The following is a 19,097-nucleotide window of genomic DNA, read 5'->3' as shown; positions in this document are numbered from 1 at the left end:
TTCGGGGCTGTCCGTCCATGAGTGCCGGGCAGCTCTTTTTACGGAGCGACCTACAATGGAGCATGACGGAGCATGTCACTGAACTTCAGTCGCGGCTCGCCGCGGTGATCGAACCGCGCGGGCGTCTGCTGACCGCCTACAGCGGAGGCGTCGATTCGACGCTCGTGGCCGTCATGGCCCGCCGCGTCCTCGGGCGCGACAACGCCCCGGCGGCGATCGGCGACTCGGCCTCCCTGCCGCGAAGCGAACTGGACGAGGCGCGGCGGCTGGCGCATGAACTCGATCTTCAGCTTATCGAAATCAACCCCGGCGAGCAGGCCGACGCGTCATATCAGGCCAACGCGCCCGACCGCTGTTACCATTGCAAGAGCCATCTGTACGAATCGCTGCACCATCTGGCCGCTTCGCTGAACATCGCGTACATCGCCAACGGGTCCAACACGGATGACCTTGGCGATTACCGGCCGGGGCTCGAAGCGGCGCGCGAAGCGCAGATCGTCAGCCCGCTGCTCGAAGCGGGTTTCACGAAGCGGGACATCCGCGTGCTGGCGGAGTGCATGGGCCTGCCCAACGCCGACAAACCCGCCGCGGCGTGCCTGGCCAGTCGCATTCCCTATGGCACGCCCGTCACGCCCGAGCGTCTTGCCATGGTCGAACGGGCGGAGTTGGAATTGCACAAGTTGGGATTCACGGGGGTCCGCGTGCGTCATCACGAAACCGTCGCGCGCATCGAAGTCCCGCTCGATCAGTTGCCGCGCTTCATCGCTTCGGGCACGCGCGAGAAAGTCGTCGATCGCCTCAAGGCGGCGGGCTATCTGTATGTGACCCTCGACCTCGCCGGCTACCGCACCGGGTCCACCAACGAAGCGCTCCCCCTGAACATCAGCGCGTCGCCCCCCGTTTAGCGGCGGGGTATCGCCCCGCGCTTCCCTTCTTCGCGCCGCCGCTCACTTGCCCAACAACCGAATCACCTCATCAATATCCTTGTCCCCGCGCCCCGACAGATTGATCACGACAATACGATCCGCCGGCATCGCCCGCGCCAGTCGCAGCCCGTGATGCACCGCATGCGAACTTTCGAGCGCGGGAATGATCCCCTCGAATCGGCACAGCGTCTTGAACGCCTCCAGCGCTTCGCCGTCCGTCGCCTGGGCATATGACACCCGGCCCGTGTCCTTCCAATACGAATGCTCCGGCCCGACACCCGGGTAATCCAGGCCCGCCGAGATCGAATGAACGTCCGCCGTCTGACCGTCCGCGTCCTGAAGCACGTAGCTGAGCGAGCCGTGCAGCACGCCCGGCGAGCCGAATCCGAGCGGGGCGGCATGTTTGCCCGGCTCGCTAGAGGTCCCGCCCGCTTCGACGCCGAACAGTTTGACGCCCTTGTCTTCGATGAACGGATAGAAGATGCCCGCCGCGTTGGACCCGCCGCCGACGCAGGCGACGATCGCATCGGGCAGTCGGCCGATCTGCTCCATCGCCTGAGCCCGCGCCTCGCGCCCGATGACCGACTGAAAATCGCGGACCATCATGGGGAACGGATGCGGCCCGACGACGGAGCCGATGATGTAATGCGTGTGCTCGACACTGCCCATCCAGTCGCGCATCGCTTCATTGGTCGCATCCTTGAGCGTGCGCGAGCCCGACTCGACCGGCACGCAGCGCGCGCCGAGGAGCTGCATGCGGATGACGTTGGGTCGCTGACGGCGCATGTCCTCCGAGCCCATGTAGACTTCGCAATCGAGGCCCAGCAGCGCCGCCGCCGTCGCCGTCGCCACGCCGTGCTGCCCCGCGCCCGTCTCGGCGATGACGCGCTTCTTGCCCATGCGGACGGTCAGCAGCGCCTGACCGAGCGTGTTGTTGATCTTGTGGGCGCCGGTGTGAGCGAGGTCTTCGCGCTTCAGGTAAATCTGCGCGCCGCCGACGTGCTGGCTCAGTCGCCGGGCGTGATACAGCGGCGTGGGCCGGCCCACGTAATGCGTGAACAATCGCTCCAACTCCGCCGCAAAAGCCGGGTCGGCCTTTGCCTTGGCGTACTCGGCGGTCAACTCGGTCAGGGCCGCCATGAGCGTTTCGGGCACATACACCCCGCCGAAGTCACCGAAGCGGCCCCGGGCGTCGGGTACCTGCATGAAGTTGGTTGGTGTGGTCATAGGCCGTCAGTTTATGCCGCGACGGCGGACCGGCAAAACGCGGGCATAGAATCGAACATGCCCATTCGCCTCACGCTTCTCGCCGCCATGCTGCTGTTCCTGCCCCTCGCCGCCCGCGCCGCCGAAGCGCCGCTTTCGCAGCAGCAGCTTGCCAAGCTCATTCAGTCGCTCTATTCCGACGATTCCAACGAGCGCATCTCCGCCGTGGTCGAACTCGGCGAACATGCCGCCGAAGCCGCTCCGGCCTTGCCGCACTTCAAACGCGTCATCGCCCGCGAGCAGGACCCGCAGATCAAAAAGCTCATGCTCGAGACGGTCGAGAAGATCAAACAAGCCACCGGCCAGCGATAGCACCGTCGCCGATTTGAAAGTATATGCGAAGCTGCATTTAACGAGCCGCGACCGTCAGGGAGCGGTCAGGGCTTCGCCTTTGGTACGTGCTTCGACCGCTCCCTCACGGTCGCGGCTCGTCGATCAATGAATTTGTTTCATATGTACCTACTCCGTCGGATATCCGTGCCAGATCCAGACCAGCGTGTCCGCCAGCGTCTGTTTGAACACCTTGCCGTCGCAGTGCCCCGTCGCCTTGCTGAACACGAAGCGGTGGTCGTACCCCTTTGCTTCCAGCGCCGCGGCCGTGCGCTGGCCGGCCATGACCCAATTGTGATTCGTCTCCTCCGGGTCCTTGTTGCGCAGATCGTTCTCCGACACATGCGTGAAAATCCGCAGCGGCTTTTTCTCGCTGGTCTCGATCAGCTTCATGCCCGAGTGATATTCCCACGCCCCCAGCGGATACTTCGCCTCCTCCGGCGCATCGTCATCCTGCTGATCGACGAACGTGCCCGAGTAGCAGATCAGGCGGCGGAACAGATCGGGGCGGAACCAGCCCATCGTCAGCGCCGCCGCGCCGCCGGAACTGCATCCCATCACCGCCTTGCCCCACGGGTCGTCCGTCAGCGCGATGTGCGGATACGCCGCCTTGATGTCCGCATTGTTCACGACGGCCGGCAGCACTTCGTCATTGATGAAGCGCGCGAAGCGGTCGGACATCGTGTCATATTCCAGGCCGCGCTCGCTGCCCTTGGAGTCGTTACCGCCGTTTTCGACGGCGATGGCGATGAAGGCGGGCAGTCGGCGATCGGGGTCCTTGGAGATCGTCAGATTGTCCAGCGCGTTGCGCACCAGGTCCAGATGGCTCGGCCCGTCGAGCGTCACCAGAATCGGCGCCTTCTCGCCATCCTTGTACGCCGCGGGAACGTACACGAAAATCTTCCGCTCCGTGCGCACCGGCTTCTTCGGATCAAGCGTCGTATCCGTGCCGGGAAAAATCTTGCTGTCCGCAAGTTTCATGGCGAACTCGAACGATTTGCCCTTGGGGTTGCCGCGGTCCGTCAAATCGGGATCGACGTGATACTCGGGGCCGATGACGAAACTGCCGTTGCCGTCCTCGGCCGCGCGGGCGTCGGGCGAGGCGTGAACGAGGCCGATGACGATCACGATCGCGAGGCATATGCGTTGATGCAACATGATGTGTGTCCTAGTTGCGGGTGGGTCGGTCAGTGGGCCAGATCGCCGATGAGCATGACGCCGCCGATGCGGATGCGCGTGCCGTCATAACGCTTGGGGTCGAAGCCGGGCTTGTCTTTTTCCTTGTCGGTGACGGAGGAGCGGTCGGGCTGACCGGGGGCGATTTCGACGGTGACGTGATGCACCTGATTGGGGTCGAGCCCATCGGCGAGTCGGAGTGTGGCGATGCGGTGATAGGTGCAGTAGTGATCGAAGCGGGCGACGGGGCCGCGCGACTGGCCGTCGACGGTGATGGTGACCTGACCGCCATCGGGGCCGAGCAGGTCGTACAGGGCGGCGTACGAACCCTTGAAGTCGAAGCTGATCTTGTCGCCGGGCGTGTCCGCTTCCCAGATATCGCCCATGCGTCCGCTGAATATCTTGCCGAGCCCCTTGTCCGTCGGCAGCTTCGTCCAGTGCCCGCTGAGCATCGACTCGGTCACGGGTTCGATCTTGGCGTTCTCGTAGTTGCCTTCGATGAAAGGAACGCCGGCGAGCTGGGCGGCGTGATCGACGCTCTTCGAAGCCGCGAGCACCTGCGGCATCGTCTCGTCGATCACCTGTAGATACACCTCATGACCCGCATCAAAAGGATGCACGCCTTCCTTGGAAAAGACGATGACGCCCGCCGGCGCATCGCCTTGAGCCGGGGGTTTCATGATGAGCTTGCCCGCTTCAAAGAGCTGCGCGACGCGCACCTCGAAGTTGATCGAGGGAATCCCGTAGTGATCCGCGAGCATCTCCATTGCCGACGTCGACCGGGGGCACAGGCCCTGTTTCAGATCGCCGAGCATGCCCTCGTGAATCGTGTAGGTGTAGCAGATGTCGATGTCGGGATTGGCACGCCACGTCTGGCGGACAATGCCCTCCATCGCCTTCCATATCTGTTCCGGGGCCGCGCCGCCGTCGTTGACCGCGAACTCGACGAAAAGCAGGTCGGGCTTGTGATCGAGCACATCATGCTCAAGCCGGAACACGCCCAGGTCCGACCCCGTGCCGCCGATCGCCGCGTGAATCTCCTCGATCTTCGCCTTCGGATACTGCTTGGCGAACCAGTCGGTCGTCTTGTTGCGCCATCCGTTCATCGCCGTGATCGACCCGCCGAGGTAGGCGATGCGCACCGTCCGCCCCGCTTCGAGCTTGGCCTTGACATGCGCCAGCCCGTCGCGCGCGTGGAACAACTCCGCCTTGACCGGCGCATAAGTCGGATCAGCCGCGCGAGCGGACAGCGAAACGGTAAGCAGCAGAATAAGTGTGAACAGACGTTGCATTGGCGGGTACTCCTCTAAGGAATTTTTTCTGACTCCCTCTCCCTCCGGGAGAGGGCTGGGGTGAGGGGGCGCATCAGTCGGCGCGTGCCTCTTAACGAAGTGATCTTCGTGGATTGTCGTGGTTAGATCAACTGGCAGCACGATTCGCGCCTTCGTTGCCCGCACCCCCTCTCCCTCCGGGAGAGGGCCGGGGTGAGGGTGCGCATCAGTCGTGCGCGTTCCGATTCCTCAAGAATCGTTGACGGATAAAAATCAGGAGCGGGCGCTGTCGGTAGCTGGGCGCACCCTCACCCTAACCCTCTCCCGGAGGGAGAGGGGATGCGATACACTTTGTGACATGACGCCGGATGAAACGCCGCCGCGTAAATCAAAGATGCATCCGATGCGGCTTGATCGGGCGCGGACCTTGCGAGACCGATCATCCATACCGGAGCGCGTTCTGTGGGGCATGTTGCGCGATCGCCGAGTCGCGGGATTGAAATTCAGGCGTCAGCACCCGATCGGGCCGTACGTAGCCGACTTCTTCTGCGAGAGCGCCCGGTTGGTCGTTGAACTTGATGGCGAGAGCCACACGGGCTGCGGCGAGCAAGACGATCAACGCACCGCCTTCATCGAGCGAGAAAGTTATCGAGTGATTCGCTTCACGGTCGACGAGTTGCTTCAATCTCCTGACGCAGTCGCCGAAACGATCGCTCGCGCCGCGGGTATTCAAATGTAGATGATCGCACCCCCTCTCCCTCCGGGAGAGGGCCGGGGTGAGGGGGCGCATCAGTCGTGCGCGATCCGATTCCCCAAGAATCGTTGACGGATAAAAAATCATGAGCGGGCGCTGTCGGTGGCTGAGCGCACCCTCACCCTAACCCTCTCCCGGAGGGAGAGGGGATCGAGCCGCTTCATTTTGTGGGCTGCCACTGCTCGTCGAAGAAACCGGCTTCGAGGACTTTGCCAGGCGTTTCGGCGTTGGGGGGTGTCGTGATATCGATCACCGCCCAGTCGCCGAGCTTGGGGTTTTGAAGGGAGTTGGTGCGGTCGTGGGCCTCGCGGAACGTCGGACCGGAGTTGAGGACGATGTATTTTTCAGCATTCAGCGGGTTGGGATAGATGAGCAGGTTCACATGCTCGCCGTCGCGCGGCTTCATCGGCAGTTTGTCCGCGAGGCGGGCGATGAGCTTGTTGGACTTTTCATCGCCGAACGCGACGAGGTGATACTTCTGAATGTCGTCATCGGTGACGTCGGTGTCCATCTTGATGCGCAGGTCACCACGGAACAGGGCCTGCCAGCGCGTTTTGAGATGGTCAAGCTCGAAGCTCGCCCACTGATCGAAACGCGCATCGCCGGAGGAACCCGAAGGCGCGACGACGAGGAAGGGGGCCATGAAGGCGTCGTCAATGGGGCCTTGGAGGCCGGGTGCTTTTTGAAGCGGGAACTTCAGTCGGGAGCTACCGAGGACCAATTGTTCTTTGGTGGGAACGAATACGTCGTCGAAGGTCCAACTGCCGTTGATCTTCGCCGCGCGAATGCCGGAAATCTGAAGATCATTCGGGTCAGTATTGAATTCCTGGCCTTGCAGGGTTTGACCATCTATGACGACGTGTAAGGGGCCGGGCTTCTCAACAGGCACATAGAACGATCGAATATTCTTCGTGGTCACCTTCCAAACGCCAGACGCATCGCGTATGGCGTCGAGCCGCGCATCGTCCCAATGGGATTGAAGCAGATACAGACTGAACGGACGCATCGAGTCATACCGCAGCGTGCGCGTCTGCAAATGCACCTCGCCTGGATGCAAATCGCGGCCTTTCTTCACCGCTTCATTCACAAACGCCATCACTTCCTTGAGCGACTCCGGGGCGTACTTATGCCCCATCTTCGGACCGATGACGCGCGGTAGCGTGTGGCCTTCAGCTTTGAACGCCTCCTCCATGATGTCGGCCGACGCCTTCTGCTTGTCGATCTCGCCGGAGTAGGCGATGGTGGGGACGTTGAAGAGATTGCGGACGTAGTCGGGCACGTCGTACATGCCCCAGAGTTTGACTTCGTAGGGCGGGACGGTGGCGGGGTCGACGTTCTGATAGCGCTGCACATCGACGAATCCCGCCCCGGCATGGACGACGCAGAAGTGGTCGGCGTAGTGAGCGCCGAGATGCCAGGCGCCGGCGCCGCCCATGGAGAAGCCGGTCAGGGCGACGCGGTTCTCGTCGATCTTGTAGCGGGACTCGACTGACTTGATGGCGTCGAGGACATCGATTTCGCCGGCGGACTTGTAGCCGACGCACTGGCGGCCGAAGGGATGGACGATGATGCCCTGCTGGGTGTAGGGGCTGATGGGGGCGTGGCTGTGGAGGCGGTCATTGATGAAGTAGATGTCGGTGTTCTTGTCGCCCCGGCCGTGGAGCCAGACGTAGAGCGGGACGGGCTTGGCGAGGTCGAGGGTTTCGGGGATTTCCAGGCCATAGGGTTGGGCGGAGCCGTCGATGTTGCTGCGGTAGCCCCGGACGACGAACCCGCGCTGGGTTTCCCATGGGCGCTGGCCCTTGGCGAGGGCGTCGAGGCGTTCGTTGGCCATCGTCAGGCATTGCTGTGCCTTGGCGATGTCCTTGGGGCTGTAGAACTCATCGCAAATCAGGGCGAGGCGGACGGCCTTGGTGAAGATTTCGACGTCGGGCTCGTCCATGCCCTTGAGCCGGGCCTCCGTCTTGGCGAGGTCGGCGGCGAGGGCGTCGCGCTCGGGGGCGGGAAGCTGGATGCCCGGCGGGGGCAGGATACGCGTGATGGGCGGGATCGGCTCCAGCGCGCAGGCGGCGGCGGCGAGAACCAGCACGAGCGGCAGTGCGTATTGAATCTTCATCGCATCATTGGAGCAGTTAAGCATCTATGAATCAAACCGCCCCGACAATTTGACCGATACGACTGGACATTGCGTAACGAAATTGAGACAATACCGACCGTAGTGTGCTGGACCATGGATTTGTTCAGCGTGATGTGGCGTCGTGAAGCAGCCCAGGTCAGGGAGTGACTCGTTGTTCGAACGCACCGGACTGATCATTGGCGGACTCATTTGCGCAGGCGTGCTGCTCCAGCTTGTCCTTCTGACATGGACGTCGCTGCGTCGGATCGTCTACGAAGCCAAATCGCGGCAGCTTCAGCTTGAGTTGATGCGTCGTCAGATCGACGCGGCCCGCCGCAAGCGCGTTCAGAGCAGCGAGGCGGAGAAGGCATGGGAGGGCTGGCGAAAGTTCGAGGTGATGAAGAAAGTCATCGAAGCCCGCGACACGGCTTCGATCTACCTCAAGCCGCATGACAATCGCAACCTTCCTTCGTTTCACCCGGGGCAGTACCTGACGTTTCAGCTTGCGATTCCGGGGCAGCCCAAGGCGGTGACGCGGTGCTATTCGCTTTCGGACGGCCCGCGCGAGGATTACTACCGGGTGACGGTCAAGAAGGTTCCCCCGCCGCGCGACAAGCCGGACCTGCCCTCGGGGCGCTCCAGCACGTTTTTCAACGAGGTCGTCAAGGAAGGCGACATTCTCGACGTCAAAGCGCCGCACGGGGCGTTCTATCTGGATATGGCGACCGATCACCCCGTCGTGCTCATCGGCGGCGGCATCGGCATCACGCCCGTCTTGAGCATGCTCAACGGCATCGTCGCCTGCAAGTCGCAGCGCGAAGTGTGGTTCTTCCTGGGTGTGCGCGGCCGGGAGGATCATCCGTTCAAGGAGCACCTCGAAGCCATCGCGGCCGAGCATGACAACCTGCGACTGCACATCTGTTACTCCGATCCGGGCAAGAAGGATGTCGAAGGCAAGGATTATCACCACGGCTGCCGCGTCAGCGCGGACCTGTTCAAGAAGGTGCTGCCGTCGAACAATTACCACTACTACCTGTGCGGTCCGGGGCCGTTCATGGAGTCGATCGTCAAGGGTCTGGAAGACTGGGGCGTGCCCGAGGCGGACATTCACTTTGAGGCGTTCGGTCCGGCGAGCGTGAAGAAAGTCAAGGCGGCGGCTCCGGCGGAAACGACGGCGGCGCCGACGGGCGAAGTGATCGAAGTCACGTTCGCCAAGTCGGACAAGAAGCTCAAGTGGGACGGGAAGGTCGGCAACCTGCTGGAGCTGGCGGAGGCGAACGGGATCATGATCGACTCGGGCTGCCGGGCCGGCAACTGCGGCACGTGCATCACGGCGATCAAGAGCGGCAAGGTCAAATACCCCAAGGACACCGGCGTCGAGGTCGAGGCCGGCTCGTGTCTGGCGTGCATCGGCATGCCCGACGGGCCGGTGTCGCTGGACGCCTGAGGAAGAATCGAATCGTGAATCGGATCATCGTTAAGGAGTCTCTCATGGTCAATCACTGCGTGCGGAAACTCGGCAAGGCCACCTTCATCGTCGCACTCCTGTTCGCCGGCGCTTCGATCGCGCAGGCCGGCGGTCCGGCGGCGGGCGGGGGCATCACCTTCGACGCCTCGAAGGTCGTCGGGTCCGACGCCTGCACCGAGTGCCACGCCAAGGAAGCGGAGGCGTGGAAGCACACGCCGCACTATGCGACCTGGGAAACGCTCCATCGCCGCCCCGAAGCCAAGACGATCGCCGAGGCCATGGACGTCCGCTCCATCAAGCGCGGCGATGTGTGCATTCAGTGCCACTACACCCGCCAAGGCGAAGACGGCGGCACGCCCATCTCCGGCATCTCCTGCGAGTCGTGCCACGGCCCGGCCAAGGATTGGATCAAGATTCACAACAACTACGGCGGCGCCAACGTCAAGAAGGAAGACGAAACAGCCGAGCACAAGGCCCAGCGCATCAAGGACAGTCTCGCCGCCGGCATGCTCCGCCCCGACAACATCTACCTCGTCGCGCAGAACTGCTACAACTGCCACACCGTCCCCAATGAGAAGCTCGTCGACACCGGCGGTCACACGGCCGGTTCGGCGGAGTTCGAGCTGGTGTCCTGGTCGCAGGGCATGGTGAGGCACAACTACCTCCGCACCGGCGGAACGACCAACGCCGAGGAATCGCAGGAGCACAAGCGCGTCATGTACGCCGTCGGCGTGATGACCGACGTCGAATACTCGCTGCGCGGCATCGCCAAGGCGACCGAAGCCGGGACCTACGCCAAGACGATGGCCCGTCGCGCCAACTCGATGCGCAATCTGCTCAAGGAAATCAACGAGAAGGTTCCCAACGCGCACTTCCAGGCCGCCATTGACGCTGCCTTCGGCGCTTCGCTCAAGCTCAATAACGAAGCGGAGCTGACCGCCGCGGCGGACAAGGTCGGCGAGGCGGCCCAGGCGTTCGCGGCCGATGCGGACGGGTCGAAGCTGGCGGCGATCGACGAATGGTTGCCCAAACCCGATGCTTACAAGGGCACGCCGGCGCCCTGACGCGGCTGCGCATGAGTTGGACGATGGAGCGGAACGCGCATGCCTGACGCGACAATTGCCATACAGCGCCCTCAGCGGTGGGATGTCCCGTTCGATCCGGACATGACCGATGCGGATGTGGATCGATTGCTGTCGATCGAGCCGTTCGCCAGCATCGATCCCGAGAAGTTCCCCCCGTCCACCCCGCTGCACGGCATCCTCAAGAACGACGCCCGCCTCGTGAAGTTCAACGACGGCGACCTGATCGTGCGTGAAGGCGATTACGGGTCCAGCGCGTTTTTGATTCTCAGCGGCGCGGTGCGCGTGACGCTCGAGAATCTGCCCAACAAGATGCTCGGCCGGCGCGAGCGCGAACGGACGGGGCTCTTGGGCGCGATCGCCCAGCTCTGGACCAATCCCAACAAACCCGAGGTGCGCAACTACAAGCGGGGAGGCGATGACGATGTCGCCCGGCGCGACGAGAAGGGCGCGACGCGCATCTTCCTTCAGGACGTGCCCGGCGTGCTGGGCAAGTTCAATACGCTGCGCATCGAAGCGGGGGAGATGTTCGGCGAGCTGGCGGCGCTGGCGCGCACGCCGCGCAGCGCCACCGTGTTCTCGCAGGGCAAGACGGAGCTTCTTGAAATCCGCTGGCAGGGCCTGCGCGACCTGCACCGCCGGGCCGACGCCCTGCGGGCGTTCATCGATCAGCGCTACCGCGAGCGCGGCCTCGTCGTGCATCTGCGCGAGACGCCGCTCCTGGCGCATCTGAGCGAAGCGGACATCGACGTCATCGCCGACGCGACGGAGTTCGAGACCTACGGCAACTTCGACTGGCAGACGGCCTTCAAGACCGCGCGCGGCCAGTCGGCCCAGCAGCGCCTCGCCGTCGAACCGATCATCGCGGAGGAAGGGCATTACCCTAACGGCCTGATCCTCATCCGCTCGGGCTTCGCCCGCCTGAGCCGGCGCTACGGCAACGGGCATCGCACGATCAGTTACCTGGGCAAGGGGCAGGTCTACGGGCTTGACGCCATCGCGCACAACTGGCGCTCCAGCGAAGACGCCACCATGCCGCTTCGCAACACGCTCCGCGCGATCGGCTACGTCGATATCCTCCGCATTCCCGCGCCGGTCGTGGAGAAATACATTCTCCCGTCGCTGCCGGACAAGTACATGCCGCCGCTCATCAAGCCCGAGCTCGAAGCCGAGAAACCCGTGGCGACGACGCCCGACCGCATCGACACGGGCATGATCGAATTCCTCGTCGAAAACCGCATCATCAACGGCACGGCGACGATGATGATCGACGTCAACCGATGCACGCGCTGCGACGACTGCGTCCGGGCGTGCGCCGCGGCGCACGACAACAACCCGCGCTTCACCCGGCACGGCACGATCTACGGCCACCACATGGTCGCCAACGCGTGCATGCACTGCGCCGACCCGGTGTGCATGATCGGCTGCCCGACCGGCGCGATTCACCGCGAGCCGACGACCGGCGACGTCGTCATCAACGATCAGACCTGCATCGGCTGCGCGACCTGCGCCAACAGTTGTCCGTACAGCAATATCCGCATGGTCGAAGTGCGCGATACGCGCGGCCGCTTCATTCTTGACGAAGCGACCAATACGCCCATCAATAAAGCCACCAAGTGCGACCTGTGCGTCGACCAGCTCGGCGGACCGGCGTGCCAGCGCGCCTGCCCGCACGATGCGCTGAAACGCGTGGACATGAACGACGTTGAATCCCTGGCATGGTGGTTGAATCGGTAATGGCCTACTTCCGCACCCGGCGAACTCGCAACCTGATCATCACGGCCGTCATCGCGGCAGCCGTTGTGGTCGGCGTCTGGGCGCTGAATGCACGGCTGATGCACTCGGCGTACGTCACCGGATGGGTGCTGATCCTCATGGTCCTGTTCCTGGCCGGCTACAACCTCCGCAAAAAACTGCCGTTCATCCCGCTGGGCGCCTCCGCGAAATGGCTTCAGTGGCATATCTACGTCGGCCTGACCGCCATCGTCGTCTTCGCGCTGCACGCCTTCGTCAAACTCGACGGCTCGATCCAGACGCCCAATGGATACCTCGAAGGCGTGCTGGCGGTCATTTTCATCTTCGTCGCCGCCAGCGGCGTGTTCGGCCTGTTCCTGACGCGCACGATTCCCGCCCGGCTGACCGTCCGCAATGAGGAGTTCATCTTCGAGCGCATCCCCGGATTCCGAAAGCGCCTCGGTGACGAGGCGCGGCAGCTTGTGCTTCAGGCCGTCGCGTCGTCGGACACCACGACGCTCGCGGACTATTACTCGCAGCGCCTTTCGCTGTTTTTCGAGAAGCCGCGCAATTACTGGCATCACCTGTTCCAGTCCAGCGGTCCGCGGCACAAGCTGCTGACGGAGCTGACGGACCTTGACCGCTACCTGTCCGACACGGAGCGGCCGATCGCCGGCGACCTGGCGACGCTCGTGGCGACGAAGGACGACCTGGATTACCACTACGCTCTTCAGCTCACGCTCAAGTGCTGGCTGTTCGCGCATATCGGGTTCACCTACGCGCTGGTGCTGCTGGCGGTGGCGCATGCGGTGTTGACGTACGCATTTTCGGGGGCGGCGCTGTGAACCATCGACTTCAGCAATTCGAGCACGATCGCAGCTCCTACGAGCGGCCGAATCAGGCGTGGATCTGCGGGCACGCCGAGGAAGGCAATCCCTGCGCGGTCGGCCCCGATTGTCACGGCCGCTGTCAGGCGACGTTCGAGTGCAAGCCGCTGCGCAAGGGCGACCGGTGGCTCTGCGCCCGTTCGCGCCAGCAGGGGGGGGCCTGCGAGAAGGGGCCTAATCCCGACGGCACGTGTTGCAACCCCGTGCCGCCTTGCCGCCCGGTGCGATCGCTGCGGTCCAAGCGGGCGTTGTTCACGTTCTGCACGACCGCGCTGGTGTTGGGTCTTCTGATTCTGCTCGGCGCCGGTCCGTGGCGCACGCGCGTGATGACCCCCGGCGAACTGACGATTCACCACGCTCAGATTCTCGAAGGCGCCCGCAATGTGCAGGACGCGAAGGCGACGCATGTCGCCAGCGCCACTTCCTGCGCCGCCTGTCACGCCGCAGGCGTCAGCGGGCCGCTCGCCGTCCTCAAGGACGCCGTCCTGCCCGACCCCGCCGCGCCCAAGCAGTCCAACCTCTGCCTCGTCTGCCACTCGACAAGCCCCGGCCTCGGACCCTACGCGACGTTCCCGCACAGTCTTGCCCCCGAAAAACTCGAGCAGCTCGGCGACAAGGACCCGCACGCCGTCGCCTGCGCGACCTGTCACCGCGAGCACCACGGCAAGAACTTCGACCTCAAGGCCCTGACCAATCAGCAGTGCCAGACCTGTCACGCCAAGACGTTCCACGCCTTCGGAACCGATCACCCTGAATTCTCCAACTGGCCCTACGAGCAGCGGACGCACATCGCATTCGACCATACCGCTCATCAGGCCAAATACTTCCCGCAGGAAAAGCGCGACTTCGCCTGCGCCGTCTGCCATCAGCCCGACAACCGCAGCGAGTCGATGCGCATCGTGAACTTCGAGTCGGCCTGTGCGTCCTGTCACGGCGACAAGATCAAGGCATCGTTCGACAAGGGCGTCGCGCTGATTCAGCTTCCGGGCATCGACACCGAAGTACTCGAGAAGAAGGGCGTGCATGTCGGACACTGGCCCGTCGAAGCGACGCTCGACATCAAGGGCAAGCTCAATCCGTACATGCGGCTCCTGCTGAGCACGGACGAAAACACCGCGGCGGCGATTCATTCGCTGCCCGATGATTTCATGCTCAACGAACTGGACCGCGCCACGCCCGACCAGCTCGCAGCGGTGGGGCGGATCGCGTGGGCCGTCAAGGGACTGCTCTTTGATCTGACGACGCGCGGGCAGCAGGCGATGCAGGAGCGGCTCGCGGCTTCGCTGGATCGCAAGGTCGAGCCGGCCGATGTGGCGATGCTCACCTCGCAGATGCCGGTGGATGCGATCGCCGCGGCGCAGTCCAAGTGGTTCCCCGATCTATTGACGGAAGTGCCGATCTACCGGGCGGGCAAGTTCATGCCGCCGGGCCCCCTCAAGCCCGAGCCGGTCAAGCCCGCGCCGCCGCAGCCCAAGCCCGAGCCCAAACCCGAACCCAAGCCGACGCCCAAGCCCGAGCCGACCAAACCCATGGTCAAGCCGCCCACGCAGCCGGGCGATGACGCGAGTCTGCTCGGCGGCGACGAGCCCAAGAAGCCCGGGCCGACGAAGCCCATGGTCAAGCCGCCCACGCAGCCCGGCGATGATGCGAGTCTGCTCGGCGGTGACGAGCCCAAGAAGCCGATGCCCAAGCCGGTCATCGTGCCCACGCCCGAACCGAAGCCCGAGCCCAAGCCGGAACCAAAACCCGTTCCGCCGCAGCCCAAACCCGAGCCCGCGCCCGAGCCCAAGCCGATGCCCAAGCCCGAGCCGCCGCCCGAACCCAAGCCCGAACCCAAGCCCGAACCGGCGCCGGAGCCCAAGCCCGTCGAGCCGCCCCCGGCTCCGCAGCCGCCCGCCGCCCCGGCGGGGCTCGTCCGCGTTGTGGCGATCGAAGGCACCGTGCAGATTCGACAGGGGCCCGAGGAGCAGTGGATCATCGCGCGCGTCGGCATGGAACTCGGCGCCAATGCGGAAATCCGCACCGGCATCCGATCCGCCGCGCATCTGCTCATCCTCCCCGACGCCAAGGCGACCCTCGAAAAGCTCGCCACCATCAGCATCGCCGACCTCGTCGCCCGCAAGCCCGCCAAGTACGGCTACGTCACCTACGAAGGCGCCCCCGGCTCGCCGGGTAACTCCGGCGTGCGCGGTCTGCCCGGCGTGAGCATGCGGCAGTGGATCGAAGCGCAGTGCGCCGATGACGCCTCGCTCTTCGGCGACGAACCCGCCAAGCCCGCCGCCAAACCCAAAGCCGCGCCCAAGAAGGACGACGCCGGTCTGCTCGGCGGCGATGACGCGGGACTGCTCGGCGGGGATGACGGCAAGTCGCCGTCCAAGTCCGCCAAGCCCGAGCCGAAGATCGAGAAGGCCGAGCCGCTCCCGTCGGTCGAGCGCGTGGCGGCGGGCGGATGGTATCGCGACGACTTCGCCTTCACGCTCCGCTACAAGCCGACCGGACACGCCGACGAGTTCCTCAAGCGGTGGCTCGAAGTCGTGTCCGACCCCGGCTCCAACGCCGACCTCGCCTCCGTCGCGCCGCTGTTCAATCAGCTCTCCGACCCCAAGGCCGACGGCCTCTGCGCCAAGTGTCACAGCATCGACGCCACCGGCCCGGGCACCTACGCCGTGCATTGGCTCCCGCTCAAGCGCGATCTGGCCGACCGCACCTTCACGCGCTTCTCGCACCGCCCGCACCTCATTCAGCCGGACCTCAAGAGCTGCGTCAAGTGCCATACCATCAACCCCTCCGCCAACGTCATGGCGAGCTTCGCCGAGCATGACCCCCTGACCTTCGAGTCCAACTTCACGCCCGTCGAGAAATCCACCTGCGTCACCTGCCACACCCCCCAGGCCGCCGGCGACAGTTGCCTCAAGTGCCACAACTACCACGTCGGCTTCGTCGTCCACTGACGCTGCCCCGCATCGCACCCGCATCGCGCGCAAAGAAGCCCGCGCCTTTGAGGCGTGGGACGCCTTCAACGATTCACGCATTTCATTTGCCCACTATCCCCTTGAACCGCGCATACGCCTCGTTCCACGCCTCCGTCTGACGCGGCTCGAAAGTCAGCGGGCTGAAACTCTCGCGGATGATCGAGCGGATGTGGTCGAGGTTCTTGACGTGCCCCGCGCCCATCGCCTGAATGAGCAGGTTGCCCGCCGCCGTCGCTTCGTAGGGGCCGACGACGATGGTTTTGCCCATCGCGTCCGCGGTCATCTGATTGAGCAATACGTTCTTCCCGCCGCCGCCGACGATGTGCATCACGTCGAACTTCCGCCCGAGCACCGCCTCGAGCTTGTCCATCGTGAGCCGGTACGTCAGCGCCAATGACTCCAGCGCACAGCGCACGATCTGCCCGACGTCCGTCGGCGCCGGCTGCCCGGTGCGCCTGGCGAACTCGACGATCTTCTCGGGCATGCGCCCCGGCGCGGCGAACGTCGGGTTGTCCGTGTCGATGAACGTGCGCAGCGGCGGGGCCTCGGCGGCGAGCTGCGTCAGCTTCGTGTAGTCGTACGTGATGCCCTGCTTCTCGTAGTGCCGCCGCGTCTCCTGCACGAGCCACAGGCCGGCGATGTTCTTGAGGAAGCGGATCTTCCCGTCGACGCCGGTTTCATGCGTGAACGGCGCCTCGCGCGCCGCATCGGTCAGGCACGGCTCGTCCAGCTCCGCGCCCATCAATGACCACGTCCCGCTCGAAAGATACGCCCAGTTCGTCGCCGCGTCCGCCGGCACGGCGGCGACGGCGGCGGCCGTGTCGTGCGTGCCCGGCGTGATCACGACCATGTCCGCGTCCGCCCCCGTTTCCTCGGCGATATGCGGCAGAATCGGGCCGATCTTCGTCCCCGGCGGAACGATCCGCCCCAGCATGTGCGTGGGCAAGCCCAGCTTCGCGAGCATCGCCTTGTTCCAGTCGCCCGTGCGCGGATCGAGCATCTGGCTCGTCGACGCATCGGACGATTCGACGACCGCCTGCCCGGTGAAAAAGTAGTGCAGCAGATCGGGCATGAACAGAAAGTGCGCCGCGTGATCGAGCACGGCCGGCTCCGCATCGTGCTGGGCGATCACCTGAAAGAGCGTGTTGATCGACATGAGCTGAATACCCGTCTGATCGTACAGGTATTCGCGCCCGAATTGTTTGACCGTCTTGTCGAACGCCGCCGCATTGCGCGGATCGCGATAGCAATAGGGCAGACCCAGGAGTTGCCCCGACCTGGCCACATACGCGCAGTCCACGCCCCACGTATCGACGCCCAGACTCGTGATCTTCAGGTCATTGTCGCGCGCGTACTCGACCGACTTCCGCACGCCGTCGAGGATATTGCCCCACAGGCCCAGAAGATCCCAGTGCAATCCGCTGGGCAGCCGGCGCGGCAGATGGAGGAAACGGTGCATCTCGTGCAGCGTGAGTTTGCCGGCTTCGAGAATGCCGAGCATGGCGCGCCCGGATTCGGCGCCGAGGTCGATGGCAAGATACGCGGTGCGTTGGGTCATGATAAAAGGCCTCGCGGGAAACGGCGGTCACTTTGTACCGCATCATCGGGCGTTCTACAATCGCCGTACTGGATGAACCGCCCACCTTCGCAAAACACCGCCCCGGACGCGCCGGAGATGATCACCGCGCCCGCGATCTCCCTCCCTCGCCCGCCGCGGCGGTCGCCCGCCGGGTTGCCGACGCATCTGTCATTGCCCAGGCAGGTCTGGGTGCTGGCGCTGTGGCCGATGCTCGAGCAGATGATGGGCTCGCTCGTCGGTTTCGTCGATACGGCCCTGGCCGGTCATCTGCCGGTGCATGCCGTCGAGTCCACCAACGGCATCGGCGTCGCCAGCTTCGCGACCTGGCTCATGGGCCTCCTTCAAGGCGCGGTCGGCGTCGGGTCCACCGCCGTCATCGCCCGCGCCATCGGCGCGCGACATCGCCGCGACGCCAACTCGGCCGTCGGCCAGTCGATCATTCTCGCCGTGATCTGGGGTGGGATGATCGGCGTGTTCTTTTACTTCGCCGCGCCGTGGGTCGGTCCGGCGTTCGGGCTCGAAGGCGAGAGCGCCGACTTCGCCGCGCAGTACCTGCGTCTGCTCGCCCTGGCCGCGCCGTGCATGTCCACGCTCTTCATCGGCAGTTCGTGCCTGCGCGGAGCGGGCGACTTCCGCTCGCCGTTCTGGGTCATGGTCATCGTCAACATCGTCAACACCGGCATGAGCGTCCTGCTCGTCGTCGCCCCCGCGCCGATCGGCGGACACGCCCTGACCGGCATCGCCCTCGGCACCGTCATCGCATGGGTCGTCGGCGCGATGCTCATGATCGCGCTGCTCATCCTAGGCCGCGGCGGCGTGCGGCTCCATCGCCATCGACTCGGATGGCACCCGAAGATGATGTGGCGCCTGATCCGCATCGGCGGGCCGAGTCTCGTCGAGAACGGCGCCGTCTGGTTCGGGCACGCGCTCGTGCTGGTCATGGTCGGACGCATGGGCTCCGACGCCTTCATCGGCGCGCACCATATCGCCATCCGCATCGAGGCCTTCAGCTTCCTGCCCGGCTTCGCATTCTCGATGGCGGCGGCGACGATGGTCGGGCAATACCTGGGGGCGCGCGATCCGGCGATGGCGAAGCGCGCCGCGTGGACCTGCTGGCTCTACGGCTCGTCGATCATGGTCGTCTTCGGCATCGCCTTCATGCTCGTCCCGTCCCTGTTCGTCCGCATCGTGACGAATCAGCCGACGTTTCTCGCATCGGTGCCGCCGCTGTTGGTCATGGCCGGTTGGGGACAGATCGGCTTCTCGACGTCGATGATTCTCTCGGGCGCTCTGCGCGGGGCGGGCGACACGCGGGCGACGATGGTGCTCAATTTCATCTCGACGTACATGGTGCGGCTGCCGCTGGTGTGGCTCGTGGCGATTGAGTTGAACATGGGCCTCGCCGCCGTCTGGGCCGTGCTCAGCACCGAACTGATCTTCCGCGGCCTGATCTTCACGGGGCGGTTCCTTCACGGCGCATGGACGAAGATCGAAGTGTGACGCTTGACCTGTTCCTCGAATCAGGGGTGAGGTGCG

General features: G+C 64.5%; 13 protein-coding genes and 1 pseudogene. 9 read left to right on the top strand and 5 right to left on the bottom strand.

What is annotated here, in order from left to right; genetic code table 11:
- Positions 1–62: 62 nt before the first annotated feature.
- Entirely contained in the window at positions 63–905 is an 843-nt protein-coding gene (larE, locus tag GC162_05670) for an ATP-dependent sacrificial sulfur transferase LarE (GenBank protein MBI1368125.1), read from the top strand.
- A gap of 42 nt (positions 906–947) precedes the next feature.
- Here larE and trpB read toward each other — a convergent pair whose 3' ends face one another.
- Complete coding sequence (gene trpB, locus GC162_05665) at positions 948–2,132, bottom strand: tryptophan synthase subunit beta (protein ID MBI1368124.1); 1,185 nt, start codon at positions 2,130–2,132, stop codon at positions 948–950.
- Positions 2,133–2,210: 78 nt separating this feature from the next.
- Between trpB and GC162_05660 the strand changes: the two genes are divergently transcribed.
- Positions 2,211–2,504, top strand: a complete 294-nt coding sequence (locus GC162_05660; GenBank protein ID MBI1368123.1) for a hypothetical protein — start codon at positions 2,211–2,213, stop codon at positions 2,502–2,504.
- A gap of 147 nt (positions 2,505–2,651) precedes the next feature.
- Here the strand turns inward: GC162_05660 and GC162_05655 are convergent, their stop codons facing one another.
- The gene (locus GC162_05655; protein MBI1368122.1) at positions 2,652–3,680 is read right to left on the bottom strand and encodes an enterobactin esterase; all 1,029 of its coding nucleotides are present in this window, start codon (positions 3,678–3,680) and stop codon (positions 2,652–2,654) included.
- Positions 3,681–3,709: 29 nt separating this feature from the next.
- Entirely contained in the window at positions 3,710–4,990 is a 1,281-nt protein-coding gene (locus tag GC162_05650) for an SGNH/GDSL hydrolase family protein (GenBank protein ID MBI1368121.1), read from the bottom strand.
- A gap of 373 nt (positions 4,991–5,363) precedes the next feature.
- Between GC162_05650 and GC162_05645 the strand changes: the two genes are divergently transcribed.
- Entirely contained in the window at positions 5,364–5,708 is a 345-nt protein-coding gene (locus tag GC162_05645; GenBank protein ID MBI1368120.1) for a DUF559 domain-containing protein, read from the top strand.
- A gap of 175 nt (positions 5,709–5,883) precedes the next feature.
- Here the strand turns inward: GC162_05645 and GC162_05640 are convergent, their stop codons facing one another.
- Positions 5,884–7,863 carry a prolyl oligopeptidase family serine peptidase gene (locus tag GC162_05640; protein MBI1368119.1) on the bottom strand — a complete coding sequence of 660 codons (1,980 nt, stop codon included), beginning with the start codon at positions 7,861–7,863 and terminating at the stop codon, positions 5,884–5,886.
- Positions 7,864–8,011: 148 nt separating this feature from the next.
- On the opposite strand from GC162_05640, the gene GC162_05635 reads away from it, so the two are divergent.
- The 5 genes and pseudogenes from GC162_05635 (at position 8,012) to GC162_05615 (ending at position 14,902) form a co-directional block, all read left to right on the top strand.
- Positions 8,012–9,286 carry a 2Fe-2S iron-sulfur cluster binding domain-containing protein gene (locus GC162_05635; GenBank protein MBI1368118.1) on the top strand — a complete coding sequence of 425 codons (1,275 nt, stop codon included), beginning with the start codon at positions 8,012–8,014 and terminating at the stop codon, positions 9,284–9,286.
- A 44-nt stretch (positions 9,287–9,330) separates the two neighbouring features.
- Entirely contained in the window at positions 9,331–10,371 is a 1,041-nt protein-coding gene (locus GC162_05630; protein ID MBI1368117.1) for a cytochrome C554, read from the top strand.
- Between the two features lie 39 nt (positions 10,372–10,410).
- The gene (locus tag GC162_05625; GenBank protein ID MBI1368116.1) at positions 10,411–12,126 is read left to right on the top strand and encodes a cyclic nucleotide-binding domain-containing protein; all 1,716 of its coding nucleotides are present in this window, start codon (positions 10,411–10,413) and stop codon (positions 12,124–12,126) included.
- A complete protein-coding gene (locus GC162_05620) occupies positions 12,108–12,968 on the top strand; it encodes a hypothetical protein (protein ID MBI1368115.1) in 861 nt (286 codons plus the stop codon). Before GC162_05625 ends, GC162_05620 begins: the two co-directional genes overlap by 19 nt.
- A 1,496-nt stretch (positions 12,969–14,464) precedes the next feature.
- Positions 14,465–14,902 (top strand): annotated as a pseudogene (locus GC162_05615) (hypothetical protein).
- Between the two features lie 1,141 nt (positions 14,903–16,043).
- Here GC162_05615 and GC162_05610 read toward each other — a convergent pair.
- Positions 16,044–17,540, bottom strand: a complete 1,497-nt coding sequence (locus GC162_05610; protein ID MBI1368114.1) for a rhamnulokinase — start codon at positions 17,538–17,540, stop codon at positions 16,044–16,046.
- Between GC162_05610 and GC162_05605 the strand changes: the two genes are divergently transcribed.
- Positions 17,424–19,061, top strand: a complete 1,638-nt coding sequence (locus GC162_05605) for an MATE family efflux transporter (GenBank protein ID MBI1368113.1) — start codon at positions 17,424–17,426, stop codon at positions 19,059–19,061. The two genes, GC162_05610 and GC162_05605, sit on opposite strands and share 117 nt — an antisense overlap.
- Positions 19,062–19,097: the final 36 nt, after the last annotated feature.

The organism is Planctomycetota bacterium, from assembly GCA_016125255.1.
Classification (GTDB): Bacteria; Planctomycetota; Phycisphaerae; order Phycisphaerales; family Zrk34; genus RI-421.
This window is presented reverse-complemented; position numbering and strand designations above follow the sequence as displayed.